The following is a 12,400-nucleotide window of genomic DNA, read 5'->3' on the forward strand; positions in this document are numbered from 1 at the left end:
TTTCACTATTTTTCACAGATGTAGTTAGTATGCTTTTTTGGTATCTCTTTCATTGGTGTGATGTTTGTCTCACTAATTTTGAAAATTGTTGGCTGTGGTTTCATACTTGCCGCAGCATTTTATTCGATCAGAGAGTTTCCCGTGTCACTAACAACCACTCAAGAGTATCCCGAACATGCAGTAACAACACGTTTATCTAAATGGACCCAGCATGACACTCGTTGGATGTTGAGCTTATTTGGTACATCTGTTGGTGCGGGTATTTTATTTTTACCAATAAATATTGGCTCAGGTGGATTCTGGTCACTGGTTATAATGGCATTATTAGCTGGGCCTATGACATTTTGGGCTCATCGTGGATTAGCGCGTTTTGTTTTGTCATCATCTTCTTCTAACGCTGATTTTACCGATGTAGTTGAAGAGCATTTTGGTTCCCGTTATGGACGCTTAATTTCAGCTCTCTATTTTCTTTCTATTTTCCCTATTTTACTTATTTATGGTGTCGGCCTAACCAATACCGTTGATAGTTTTATTGTCCATCAATTAGGTTGGCAAGCGCCGTCAAGGGTGTTGTTATCAGGCGGATTAGTCTTCTTGATGATCACTGTGATGCTTGCGGGTGAAAAAGCGATGCTTAAAGCGTTTGAAGTGATTGTCTACCCACTGGCATTTATTTTGGCAGGCATTTCTATTTACTTGATCCCAAGTTGGCACATACCTAATCTTAATTTCTCTCAAAGTATTACTGAATTTAGCTCATCGTTATGGTTATCAATACCGGTTGTTGTTTTTGCTTTTAGTTATACGCCTGTCGTTTCTGGCTTTGTGAATGCTCAACGTCGTCAGTATGGCGATCATGCACATCGAAAATCAGAAACAATCTTAAAGCGTACCTCAATGATGTTGATTACTTTTGTTTTGTTCTTTGTATTCTCTTGCGTGTTAAGTTTATCCCCTGAGCAGTTGCAGCATGCAAAAATGGATAACGTGTCAGTGTTATCTTATTTAGCGAACGTTAAAGACAGTCACTTTATTATGTTGCTAGGCCCTTTAATTGCTTTTATTGCAATTACGTCATCGTTTTTAGGGCACTTTATGGGCGCACGTGAAAGCTTCAATGGCATTGTAGCGAAACAAACATCACTACCATTAAAAACCATCGACAAGATTGGGGTAGTGATCATGTTCTTCTCTATTTGGTTTGCAGCTGTTATGAACCCAAGTATTTTAGGGATGATGGAAGCGTTATCTGGCCCTGTGATTGCGATGATACTTTTTATTATGCCAATGCTTGCGGTATATCGAATTGAAAGCCTGAAAATGTACCGAGGTAAAATCAGTACTTGGTTTATTTTATTGATGGGATGTTTAGCCGTCGCGGCGATTATTTTTAGTTTAGTGTAAACATTTACTTGATAGCTGGTTTAAATTGAACTCTAAAAGAAAGGCTTGCGTTATACGCAAGCCTTTTGTTTATTTAGATATATTATAATTTAAAGCGGTTGATTTCTTGTTGCAGTTCATAAGAGAGCTCTGATAATTCAGCGGCTTGTTTTGCAGCTTCATTAGCTTCAACAGCCAACTCGTTTGAGACATCACGGATCCCTTCGGTATTGCGCGTGATCTCTGATGTCACTGATGATTGCTCTTCGGCAGCAGAGGCTATTTGGGTTGCCATATCATTGATGTTATTAACAGCGTTGGTAATTTGCGCCAAGCTAGCAGAAGCAGAGCTTGCATCATCAACACTGGTTTCAGATAGGTGACGACTATCTTCCATTATCCCAACCGCTTGCCCTGTGGTTTGCTGTAGCGTTTCAATCATTTGTTGAATTTCTTGGGTTGAGGCATGCGTACGTTGACTTAACACTCGCACTTCATCTGCAACGACTGCAAATCCACGACCTTGTTCGCCAGCACGTGCAGCTTCAATCGCAGCATTTAATGCCAGCAAGTTAGTTTGCTCTGCAATGCCTTGGATAGTTGAAAGAATTGTGTTGATGCTCTGGGCATGGCTATTAAGATCGCTGATCACGGTTGTGGCCGTTTCAACTTCTTGCGCCAAACTAGAAATAGATTGCTGGCTTTGATTTACCTGAGCAGCACCATGATTAGATGCCATCACGGTTTCTTCTGCTGTTCGTGCTGTATTTTCAGCGTTAGATGCAATTTCTTTGGTTGCTGCTGCCATTTCGTTGATAGCAGTTGCGACCATATTGATTTCATCTTGTTGATGCTGGATACGGGTACTACGTTCTTCTGCTTGGGTTGCGGTTAAATGTGACTGTTGGCTGAGTGATTGAGAAACATGGTTTAAACGTGCCACCATTTGATGCATATTGCCAACGAACTGGTTGAAGTTATTGGCGAGTTGACCCACTTCATCATTGCTCTTTGGTTCAATACGTTGAGTTAGATCGCCTTCACCACTAGCGATTTCTGCCAGTGCGTTTGATACGCGATCTAAATCGCGGAACAAGAAGTTAACTAACCATGCCACTGTAGTAATGACTAACAGTGCAATAACCGCAGCGGTAAGAAGGAGCTTATAAAGCAATGCTTTATGGCTTGCTTCCTCGGTTTTTTTATCCATGTTGATTGCTAATATCCAGTCAGTATGAGGGATGTTAGCAAAATAAAGTAGCTTAGGCTGATCGTTAATAGTCAGGTTAGTCAGTGCATTATTATGAATTTGCTGCTCAATATAATTGATAGAAAGCGCATTGCTATAACGTGAAATAGGTTGTAGCAATAGCTGCTGATCAGGGTGAGCGATAAACGTGGCGTCTTTTTTATTGATCAACATAGCAAATGCATTTTGACCAACATTCAAATTGACGATGTCGTCGATTAATTGGGTGATCAATATATCAGCGCCGATAACACCGATAAAAGTAGAATTATCATAAACAGGTTTGGCGATGGTCACCATTTTAGCTTTAGTTAAGGTGTCCATATACGGTGACGATATGATGGTCTTATTCGCTTTTTGTGCTTGTTGGTACCAAGGACGGGTTCGTGGATCTACCTGAGATAAATCACGTTCAGCAAAAGAGCTGGTGGCGATACCTGCGGTGCTGCCGAAGTAAATATCTTCAAATTGACCCGCTAAACGGGCTTGCTTTAAAGAGGGGATCATAGCAATGTCAGGATTATTAATTGTTACTGAGTCAATAATATTGGTACGAATATTTACCCAGTCACCCACACTGCTGCTAACAGCCTCGGTTAGGCTACTTGCTCGAGCATAAAGATCACGTTTAGCTTGAGTATCAATTTGATTAGCAGCGAGCCAAGTGAGTGCAGTCGCCATCACTAAAACTGCCGATAAACTCGCGACAATAAGTTTTTGTTTTAATGTTAACTGCATTATATATCCCTAAAATCCAGTAAATGTTAGCAGATTTTAGCGGTTGTTTATCGTAGATGCACCTTAAATAACAGGATTGTTATTAGTGTTACTTAATTGAGTGATGAACGTTCCATTTTTTGTACTTTTACTACAAAATAAGCGTTTTTCTTGTCATAAAACACAAAGATAAATTGGACTGGACTGAATGTGTAATTTAGTTACATTCCTTATGGATGTTTAGACGTCTAGATGTTGACACTGTGAACGCATCCCTTTAGTCTTAGAATGAATTTATCAATAGAACCTCAGTAGTCGCCATGCCAAACACAGATAAAAATAAACAAACCATTTCACCTTCTGCATTAGCACTATTACCCTTGGGTATTTTTTTAGCTTTATTCATTGGTGTTGGTACTTACCTTACTATGCAAGGAGTTGATTTCGCTTTTTATCAATTACCTTCACCTGTTGCAGCTTTGCCTGCTGTTGTTGTTGCGATTTTATTAAGCAAAGAAAAACTAAATAAAGCGATAGCGCAATTTATTAGTGGTGTAGGTCATAGCGATATTATCGCTATGTGTATGATTTACCTATTGGCTGGTGCTTTTGCTTCTGTTGCTAAAGCGTCGGGTGGGGTGGATGCAACGGTCAACCTTGGCTTATCACTTATTCCTGCAAGCATGATCTTACCTGGTATCTTTGTGATTTCTGCTTTTATTGCCACCGCAATGGGAACATCGATGGGGACGATTGCTGCAGTAGCCCCGGTCGCATTAGGCATTGCGCATGCGTCTGGTATGGATGTCGCATTAACTGCAGGTGTTGTTCTTAGCGGTGCAATGTTTGGTGATAACCTTTCTATTATTTCTGACACCACAATTGCCTCAACGCGATCACAAGGCTGTCAGATGAAAGATAAATTCCGTGAAAATATTAAAATCGCTTTACCTGCTGCATTTGCTGCAATTTTATTATTTGCGTTTAATAGCTCGGTTACACAATTACCTGAAACAACACCTATTGAATGGTTAAAAGTCATTCCTTATATCACTATCTTGGTACTCGCAGTATCTGGCGTTAATGTGTTTGTTGTACTGTCTGTTGGTATTCTACTGGCTGGTGGTGTCGGGCTAACATCTGTTGCTGATTATAGTTTTACCAGTTTTGGCAAAGATATTTATGGTGGTTTTAGTAATATGCAGGAAATCTTCCTGCTTTCTATGTTGATTGGTGGTATTAGTGAATTAATGCGCCAACAAGGTGGACTCGCTTTTCTAACTCAAACCATCAGTCGTGTGATTAATGTCTTTAGTAAAAAACATCAGTCGTCTGAAAATTTACGTGCTAGTGAGTTTGGTATTGCTAGTCTTGTGAGTTTGACTAACTTATGTACGGCAAATAATACTGTTGCGATTATTGTGTCAGGCGGGGTTGCACGTGAACTGGCTGATGAAAATGGAGTTACACCGCGTCGTTCCGCAAGTCTGCTCGATATTTTTTCGTGCGTTATTCAAGGTGTTTTGCCATACGGAGCGCAAGCATTACTCCTTGGTTCTGTTTTTGAGTTATCACCATTAGATGTTGTTGCGCACTCTTATTACTGTTTCTTTTTAGCGTTTTCTGCCATTGTTGCGATTATGCTGAAACATCCTAGTCGAAAATTGGCTAAAGTATAATGTGATATAAATCACTATAAAGTAGTGTTAAACATAACTGTTTGATAAAAGCCCAGTATTTACTGGGCTTTTTTGTGCTTTGGCGTGACATAAACAAGAGTTTTGAAAGACGAAAAGTGATCCTGTTAACAAAAATTTAGAATGGAAAAGTCATACGTATTTATTTCGTTACACTGGCGATGTTGGTCACATTGTTTCGCTTTTAATGACATTTTTTTGTGGTTGAAGTGTGACTGATCAATTTGTACCGGTTTTACGAAATATTTTCTTCGTTTGAAACCGCCATTAAAAATACAGTTAAGGTGGATACCATGAAGCAACGCCTATTTGCTAAAACAGCATTAAGCGCCACTATCGTTGCCGTTCTTTCAGGTTGTGCAACTACAGCGGAAAAAGCCTCATCAGCATGGGATGCTGATACTACTTATAGAATCACGATTCTTCATACTAACGATAATCATGGTCGTTTCTGGCACAACCAGAATGGTGAGTACGGTATGGCTGCCCGTAAGACATTAATTGATGAAATTCGTGCAGAAGTAGAAAAACAAGGTGGTACTAGCTTATTACTTTCTGGCGGTGACATTAATACGGGTGTTCCTGAATCTGATCTACAAGATGCAGAGCCAGATTTTAAAGGAATGAATCTACTTGGTTATGATGCAATGGCATTAGGGAATCATGAATTTGATAACCCACTAGATGTGCTACGTAAGCAAGAAGAGTGGGCGAATTTCCCAATGTTGTCGGCTAATATTTACGATAAGACAACAGGTGAGCGTTTATTTCAGCCTTACCAAATTTTTGAAAAGCAGGGGATCAAGATTGCAGTCATCGGTTTGACGACAGAAGACACCGCTAAAATTGGCAATCCTGAATTTATCGGCAATGTAGAGTTTCGCGATCCAAAATCAGAAGCTAAAAAAGTGATCGCCGAGCTAGAAAAAACAGAAAAGCCTGATGTGATCATTGCGGCAACGCACATGGGTCACTACGAAGATGGTCATCGTGGTATTAATGCACCGGGTGATGTTGCGCTTGCACGTTATTTAGATGATGGCGATCTCGATATGATCGTCGGTGGTCACTCGCAAGAGCCTGTTTGTATGGAAGGCCCTAATGTTGCGAAGAAAGATTTTAAACCGGGTGATGAGTGTGTACCTGATCAGCAAAATGGTACGTGGATTGTCCAAGCTCACGAGTGGGGTAAGTATGTTGGCCGTGCTGACTTTGAATTTCAGAACGGTGAACTGTCACTAGTAAGTTACGATCTGATCCCTGTTAACTTGAAGAAAAAAGTTAAACTAGATGATGGCTCAAGTAAGCGTGTCTTTATTCAAGATGAAATTATAAAAGACCAAGAAGTGTATAACTTCCTTAAGCCTTACCAAGAGCATGGACAAGAGCAGTTAAACGTTAAGATTGCCAAGTCGAATGGCAAGCTAGAAGGCGATCGTAATGTGGTTCGATTTGAGCAAACAAACTTAGGTCGTCTTATTGCTGCGTCACACATGCAACGTGCTAAGGCGGACTTTGCTGTAATGAACTCAGGCGGTGTTCGTGATTCGATTGAAGGCGGTGACATTACTTATAAAGATGTACTAACCGTTCAACCGTTTGGCAATATCGTGACATACACCGATATGTCAGGGAAAGAAGTTTTAGATTATTTAAATGTTGTTGCTACTAAGCCGACTGATTCTGGTGCTTATGCGCAGTTCTACGGCATTTCAATGACTATTGAAAATGGCAAAGTAAGTGATGTGAAGTTTGCTGGTAAACCGCTAGATCTGAAAAAGACTTACCGTTTCACTGTGCCAAGCTATAACGCAGCAGGTGGTGATGGCTATCCAAAGATCAATGATCACGCTGGTCATGTAAATACGGGATTTGTTGACGCGGAAGTATTAAAGCAATACTTGGAAACGAATTCACCAATTGATGTAAACAAATTCGCGCCGAAAGGTGAAATTGTTTATAAATAAGCAATATTAATTGCTCTAAAGCGCATCTGATATTTTTATTCGATGCGCTTTTTTGTATTTAAAATCCCTCTTTATTATGGATATAGCCGAAAACTGTCAACTCACGATATAATCATTACAGGTAAACAGATGTTCTTAATTTCTTTAGTTGCTTTGGGCAATAGGGGGAATTAACCACAGCTGTTTGAATAATAAATAGAGTGAAAAATAATGACTCCCGCAATTCAATTAGCAAAGAAACAAAAAATTTCGTATCAAGTTCATCAGTATGAACATGATCCAGCCAATAATAATTTTGGGCATGAAGCGGCAGAAGTTTTAGGGTTAGATCCTAATCGCGTATTTAAGACGCTATTATTTGCATTAAATGGCGATCCTAAAAATTTAGCGGTTGCCGTGGTTCCTGTATCTGGCATGCTAGATTTAAAAGCAGCAGCTAAAGCTGCTGGTGGTAAGAAGGCTGAAATGGCCGATCCAAAGCTTGCTGAAAAAGTAACGGGGTACATTGTGGGTGGTATAAGCCCGTTAGGACAAAAAAAACGGTTACCAACCTTTGTTGATACTAGCGCAGAAACGTTTGATACTATTTGTGTTAGTGCAGGTCGTCGAGGCTTAGAAATAGAACTAGCGGCCAAAGATTTAGTTAGTTTGACTGGCGGTAAATTTGCCCCGATTAGCAAGGAAGACTAATACCAAGGATAGAGAGCAAAGAGTGTGTCAGTACCTAATTTAAACTTACTTCGAACATTACATGTCTTATTGGATGAATGTCATGTAACACGTACGGCAGAGCGCTTACACATTACTCAGTCTGCAGTAAGTCGGCAACTGACACAATTGCGTGAAATTTTTTCAGATCCTTTGTTTGTGCGTGAGGGAAACCGTTTATTACCGACCCCTCGCGCACTTTCACTACAAGATAAAATTACGTCATTGCTTACCGATTGCGATTTGGTGTTTGAACCAGAACAGTTCTCGCCGCATAACTGGCGCGGCAAAATAGTCTTGTCATCTTCTGATTATGTCGCGCAATATATCTTTCCTGATATCGTCGAGTTATTAACATTGCACGCGCCTTTGCTTGATGTGAGCTATCAACTATGGTCACCAAGTTACACTGACCAATTAGCCGATCTTGATATTCAGTTAGTATCGACTATGGCTCCAAATATACCTGCCGGATTATCAGGTATACAGATTGGTTCTGATCGTGCGGTGTGTGTGATGAGTGCGACTCATCCATTAGCAAATACAAAGTTAGATTTAACGGTACAAGACTTTGTTGCCTACAATCATATTTCTGTTAACGGTGGTGGAGATAAAGACAGTTTCGTTGATGTGGAATTACGTACTTTAGGTTGTCGGCGACATATTCAAACAGCAGTGCCATTTTTCGGCTCTGCTTTAAGTATTGTTTCTCGTACTGAAATGTTTCTTGTTATTCCAGAACACATAGCCGTTACGATGCAAGATTTCTATAATATTGTTTATAAGCCATTACCATTTCCAAGTGTGCTGAATCAGTATTGGTTGCTATGGCATCCTAAATATAACAACGAATTATCCCATCAATGGTTGCGAGAACATGTACTAACGTTAATGAAAGGCTCTTTGTATTCAATGGGGAAATAGAATCATTAATGAACAGTGATGTGTTTTTACGATATGGAAGGTAATGATTTTTTATCATGACCGTAATGATTTCTTTTGATTTCTTCTTATAACGCTTACTTGGTATTTTTTCTGCCAATGTAAGGAGAACATCATGACCATCAGTATTTGGCTATCATTATTATTAATTTGTATATTAGGGGCGATGTCACCAGGACCTAGCCTTGCTGTTGTTGCTAAACATAGCTTAACAGGTGGGCGTAAACATGGCTTAGTAACGGCTTGGTCGCATGCTTGTGGGGTAGGTTTATACGCATTATTAACATTATTAGGGCTTGCGGTTGTTTTAAAACAATCACCAACAGTCTTTAATATGATTAGTTATGCAGGAGCTGGCTACTTAGCTTATTTAGGCGTAAATGCGTTGCGATCTAAAGGCGGCGTTGCAGAAAAACTCGCAGCAGGAAAGCCTTCTTCCCTTCTTCATGCGGCAAGAGATGGTTTAATGATCTCATTATTAAACCCTAAATTAGCGTTATATTTTTTGGCTCTATTTAGTCAATTTGTTGCGTTGGGTACAGAAACTGGAAGTAAAATTGTTATTGTGGCGACACCACTATTAGTCGATGGATTATGGTACACCTTAGTTGCTTGTGTCTTGTCATACCCTCGAGTGTTACAAACGTTAAGATCCCGTGCTGTATTGATTGATCGTCTATCTGGTGTTGTGCTTATTGGACTTGCTTGTCGTGTACTTTGGCTAGTGTGATTTTAAAGCCTAAAAGAAAAGAGCGGCAAAACCGCTCTTTATTGTCTTTAAATTATTCGCTGCGACGATTTAGATGACGCTCTCGTGTTTCAGCTTTTTTCTCAGGGCTTTTCTTTAGCATGACATATAGTGCACCAGTGCCACCATGTTGTCGTTGCGCCGAGTGAAAGCAAAGCACATCAGATATTTGCTCTAACCATGTTGTGACATAGCTTTTCATTAATGCAGGTGGATTGGAACGCTCACCTTTACCATGAACTATCATAACGGTGCGAATATCTAAACGTTGTGATTGCTTTAGAAATGCTAATATTTCATCACGCGCTTGTTGTAATGACTTTTTATGAAGATCTAAACGACCGTGAATATCGTACTTACCTTGACGCATTTTTCTAAAGACAGCTTCTTGTACACCATCTCTTTTAAATTCAATCATATCATCAGCTTTTACCATTTTGGCATTATCTAATGATAAATACACAGAATCACTTTCAGCGAGGCTTTGAGCTGCTATTCGACGAGCCAGTTGAGATTCTGATACCTGATATTTTTGCGAAATGGTCACAGTATCTTGTTTGATTGGCGCAACATCGGCCATCATTTCTTTAAAAAGGTCTAATTCATTATTATCTGGCATAGGACTTTCACTTTAAGTAACCGATGCTATTGATTATACAAGTGTTATAAAATCTTGCCTAGTTGATGGTGAAAGGTAAGAAAATGAAAAAGAGGGCTAAGGAGATATAAAGCCCCCATGCAATATGTAAATTGCGAAAGGTTACTAGCGAGGAGAAGTTGCTGTGACTGTTTTATAGATGAAGTAATCATCCAAAAATAGCATTAAGCCAAACGCTGAAAAAATAACGAGCATAGAAGCAAGTTCTATACTATTTCCAAATAAAAGTGCTAACCAACAGTCCATGTAGATCCCTAGCATTTGGATGTGATAGTTGTTATTTGAACAATGTGTATTGTCTGTTGTTATGATCTAGAACAAGAGTAAAAAGGCTGTTTCATTGTTGTGGTTATTTGTGCGTTTGAAATCACTTAAGTTACCGAGAATGCACAAATTTGGTTGCTTGATGAGCAAAAAAATTCGTTACAAAAAAAAATACCGTATAGGGGTTGCTAAAATCAATTTGGCGAGTATTATAAGCGACCTCTACGACGCAGAGCGTTGTTGAATTTGTCGGTGAATAGCGCAGTTTGGTAGCGCATCTGGTTTGGGACCAGAGGGTCGGGGGTTCGAATCCCTCTTCACCGACCACTATTTAAAAGGTAGTGGTTTTAATATAACCATTATTTACAGTCGGTGAATAGCGCAGTTTGGTAGCGCATCTGGTTTGGGACCAGAGGGTCGGGGGTTCGAATCCCTCTTCACCGACCACTATTTAAAAGGTAGTGGTTTTAATAAAACCATTATTAATAGTCGGTGAATAGCGCAGTTTGGTAGCGCATCTGGTTTGGGACCAGAGGGTCGGGGGTTCGAATCCCTCTTCACCGACCACTATTTAAAAGGTAGTGGTTTAATAAACCATTATTTACAGTCGGTGAATGACGTAGCTTGGTAAGCATCCTGTTTTTGGAAATAGCGGACCAGAGGGTCGGAGATTCATTCTCTATATAGACTCAGCTCTTCACTGACTACAATTTAAAGTAGTAGTTTTAATAAAACTATTATTTACAGTCGGTGAATAGCGCAGTTTGGTAGCGCATCTGGTTTGGGACCAGAGGGTCGGGGGTTCGAATCCCTCTTCACCGACCACTATTAAAAAGTAGTGGTTAAATAAAACCATTATTTATAGTCGGTGAATAGCGCAGTTTGGTAGCGCATCTGGTTTGGGACCAGAGGGTCGGGGGTTCGAATCCCTCTTCACCGACCACTATTAAAAGTAGTGGTTTTAATAAAACCATTATTTACAGTCGGTGAATAGCGCAGTTTGGTAGCGCATCTGGTTTGGGACCAGAGGGTCGGGGGTTCGAATCCCTCTTCACCGACCACTTATAAAAAGCCTCGTTGAAAACGGGGCTTTTTTACATCTGATGTTTATAAACTATGTGTGTAAATAATACGATTGAGTCTGTATTAAACTGTTGTTCCACAGCCATGTATTGGTATTTATGACGTTAGCTTTTCCCATCCATCACACTGTGCCGTAACACCTTTGGTGATCCTTTCAACAGTAAATCCTTCTTTTTCCATCAAAGCGGGAAGTCCTTGCTCTCCGATTAAATGAAATGCACCGACAACAATCATAAATCGTCCAGATTGATAATCTTCTGATTCACTAAGAGTTTTAGCCCATTGACGATTCCGAGAAAAAATTAAGGCATCGTTGGTTTCTGGATCAAATTGGGTATCGTTGAATAGTTCGGCAAATTTTTGACTGTCGCCTTGTTTCCATACATTAACTAAACATTTCAGTGCTTGCTCTGTTTGTTGCCAGTTATTGATGGTTTCTAACAACATGTTAGTGCCATTTTCAGGTAAGTTTTGAAGTAGGTTTAATTGATGCTCAACCGTTTCAAACGCCTTAATTGGTAGATCTTGCTGTTGCGCTCTTTTCAATAAAACATAATCGATACCTTGATCGGTTGATAGATTTTGTTGCTTAGCGAGTGCAAGTTGGAGGTAAGTTGCTGTTAACCATGGTGGCTGAGCAATAAGGTGCTCATAAGGAAGCTGTAGCGATGTTGTGATAGTTTGAAGTGTTTTGAGTTGTTTGGAATTGAGTTTTTCATGGGTTAATGGTGGCTGGTATTGTTTTACTGTCGATGTTGATTGAGTGAGTATATTGGCTTCAACAATCAATGCATCAGCATCTTTCCATTGCGTTAAAAAAGCCTTTGGTAATGGAAACATGTCTTCTTCACCCGCATGTATCGAACCTAATACATAGAATTGGCGCTGCGTGTCATAAATTTTCCAAACAATGGGTTCTGCGAATGCATGATGAGAAATAAATGGTAACAGTACGAGCATTTTGGAAAGTAAGGATTTAAACAT

At 39.8% G+C, this 12,400-nt stretch carries 10 protein-coding genes and 6 tRNA genes; 12 read left to right on the forward strand and 4 right to left on the reverse strand.

Annotation, left to right across the window (positions count from 1 at the left end; genetic code table 11):
* Nucleotides 1-141 precede the first annotated feature (141 nt).
* A complete protein-coding gene (locus CTN01_RS00400) occupies nt 142-1,404 on the forward strand; it encodes an SLC5/6 family protein (RefSeq protein ID WP_045150552.1) in 1,263 nt (420 codons plus the stop codon).
* Between the two features lie 82 nt (nt 1,405-1,486).
* On the opposite strand, the gene CTN01_RS00405 is transcribed toward CTN01_RS00400, so the two are convergent.
* Nucleotides 1,487-3,370, reverse strand: coding sequence for a methyl-accepting chemotaxis protein (locus CTN01_RS00405; protein ID WP_045084657.1), 1,884 nt, complete (start codon nt 3,368-3,370; stop codon nt 1,487-1,489).
* 299 nt (nt 3,371-3,669) lie between these two features.
* Between CTN01_RS00405 and CTN01_RS00410 the strand changes: the two genes are divergently transcribed.
* The 5 genes from CTN01_RS00410 to CTN01_RS00430 all read left to right on the forward strand — a co-directional run bounded on the left by CTN01_RS00410 (nt 3,670) and on the right by CTN01_RS00430 (nt 9,393).
* Complete coding sequence (locus CTN01_RS00410; RefSeq protein WP_045150546.1) at nt 3,670-5,028, forward strand: Na+/H+ antiporter NhaC family protein; 1,359 nt, start codon at nt 3,670-3,672, stop codon at nt 5,026-5,028.
* Nucleotides 5,029-5,339: 311 nt separating this feature from the next.
* The gene (gene ushA, locus CTN01_RS00415; RefSeq protein WP_045150547.1) at nt 5,340-7,013 is read left to right on the forward strand and encodes a bifunctional UDP-sugar hydrolase/5'-nucleotidase UshA; all 1,674 of its coding nucleotides are present in this window, start codon (nt 5,340-5,342) and stop codon (nt 7,011-7,013) included.
* A 210-nt stretch (nt 7,014-7,223) separates the two neighbouring features.
* Entirely contained in the window at nt 7,224-7,703 is a 480-nt protein-coding gene (gene ybaK / locus CTN01_RS00420) for a Cys-tRNA(Pro) deacylase (RefSeq protein ID WP_045150548.1), read from the forward strand.
* Between the two features lie 24 nt (nt 7,704-7,727).
* A complete protein-coding gene (locus tag CTN01_RS00425; RefSeq protein WP_045150549.1) occupies nt 7,728-8,645 on the forward strand; it encodes a LysR family transcriptional regulator in 918 nt (305 codons plus the stop codon).
* A 133-nt stretch (nt 8,646-8,778) separates the two neighbouring features.
* Nucleotides 8,779-9,393 carry a LysE family translocator gene (locus CTN01_RS00430; RefSeq protein WP_005369984.1) on the forward strand — a complete coding sequence of 205 codons (615 nt, stop codon included), beginning with the start codon at nt 8,779-8,781 and terminating at the stop codon, nt 9,391-9,393.
* Between the two features lie 52 nt (nt 9,394-9,445).
* Here the strand turns inward: CTN01_RS00430 and smrA are convergent, their stop codons facing one another.
* Together smrA and CTN01_RS00440 are read right to left on the reverse strand one after the other, a co-directional pair.
* Nucleotides 9,446-10,030 carry a DNA endonuclease SmrA gene (gene smrA, locus CTN01_RS00435; RefSeq protein ID WP_045150550.1) on the reverse strand — a complete coding sequence of 195 codons (585 nt, stop codon included), beginning with the start codon at nt 10,028-10,030 and terminating at the stop codon, nt 9,446-9,448.
* A gap of 144 nt (nt 10,031-10,174) precedes the next feature.
* Nucleotides 10,175-10,315 (reverse strand): DUF3149 domain-containing protein, encoded by a 141-nt coding sequence (locus CTN01_RS00440; RefSeq protein ID WP_045150551.1) that lies wholly within the window; start codon nt 10,313-10,315, stop codon nt 10,175-10,177.
* A 268-nt stretch (nt 10,316-10,583) separates the two neighbouring features.
* On the opposite strand from CTN01_RS00440, the gene CTN01_RS00445 reads away from it, so the two are divergent.
* The 6 genes from CTN01_RS00445 (at nt 10,584) to CTN01_RS00470 (ending at nt 11,394) form a co-directional block, all read left to right on the forward strand.
* Nucleotides 10,584-10,660 (forward strand) — tRNA-Pro (locus tag CTN01_RS00445).
* 43 nt (nt 10,661-10,703) lie between these two features.
* Nucleotides 10,704-10,780 (forward strand) — tRNA-Pro (locus tag CTN01_RS00450).
* 43 nt (nt 10,781-10,823) lie between these two features.
* Nucleotides 10,824-10,900: transfer RNA gene (locus CTN01_RS00455), tRNA-Pro, on the forward strand.
* Between the two features lie 181 nt (nt 10,901-11,081).
* Nucleotides 11,082-11,158: transfer RNA gene (locus tag CTN01_RS00460), tRNA-Pro, on the forward strand.
* Between the two features lie 41 nt (nt 11,159-11,199).
* A tRNA-Pro gene (locus CTN01_RS00465) sits at nt 11,200-11,276 on the forward strand.
* A gap of 41 nt (nt 11,277-11,317) precedes the next feature.
* Nucleotides 11,318-11,394, forward strand: a tRNA-Pro gene (locus CTN01_RS00470).
* Nucleotides 11,395-11,512: 118 nt separating this feature from the next.
* Here the strand turns inward: CTN01_RS00470 and CTN01_RS00475 are convergent.
* Nucleotides 11,513-12,400 (reverse strand): TraB/GumN family protein, encoded by an 888-nt coding sequence (locus tag CTN01_RS00475; protein ID WP_045147964.1) that lies wholly within the window; start codon nt 12,398-12,400, stop codon nt 11,513-11,515.

Source organism: Photobacterium angustum, from assembly GCF_003026365.1.
In the GTDB taxonomy this organism is placed as follows: Bacteria; Pseudomonadota; Gammaproteobacteria; order Enterobacterales; family Vibrionaceae; genus Photobacterium; species Photobacterium angustum.

Bases quoted from the DNA above. Each gene is read 5' to 3' on its own strand.
- CTN01_RS00405 (WP_045084657.1), bottom strand. From the start codon at position 3,370: ATGCAGTTAACATTAAAACAAAAACTTATTGTCGCGAGTTTATCGGCA.
- CTN01_RS00410 (WP_045150546.1), top strand. From the start codon at position 3,670: ATGCCAAACACAGATAAAAATAAACAAACCATTTCACCTTCTGCATTA.
- ushA (WP_045150547.1), top strand. From the start codon at position 5,340: ATGAAGCAACGCCTATTTGCTAAAACAGCATTAAGCGCCACTATCGTT.
- ybaK (WP_045150548.1), top strand. From the start codon at position 7,224: ATGACTCCCGCAATTCAATTAGCAAAGAAACAAAAAATTTCGTATCAA.
- CTN01_RS00430 (WP_005369984.1), top strand. From the start codon at position 8,779: ATGACCATCAGTATTTGGCTATCATTATTATTAATTTGTATATTAGGG.
- smrA (WP_045150550.1), bottom strand. From the start codon at position 10,030: ATGCCAGATAATAATGAATTAGACCTTTTTAAAGAAATGATGGCCGAT.
- CTN01_RS00440 (WP_045150551.1), bottom strand. From the start codon at position 10,315: ATGGACTGTTGGTTAGCACTTTTATTTGGAAATAGTATAGAACTTGCT.
- CTN01_RS00475 (WP_045147964.1), bottom strand. From the start codon at position 12,400: ATGTTTAAATCCTTACTTTCCAAAATGCTCGTACTGTTACCATTTATT.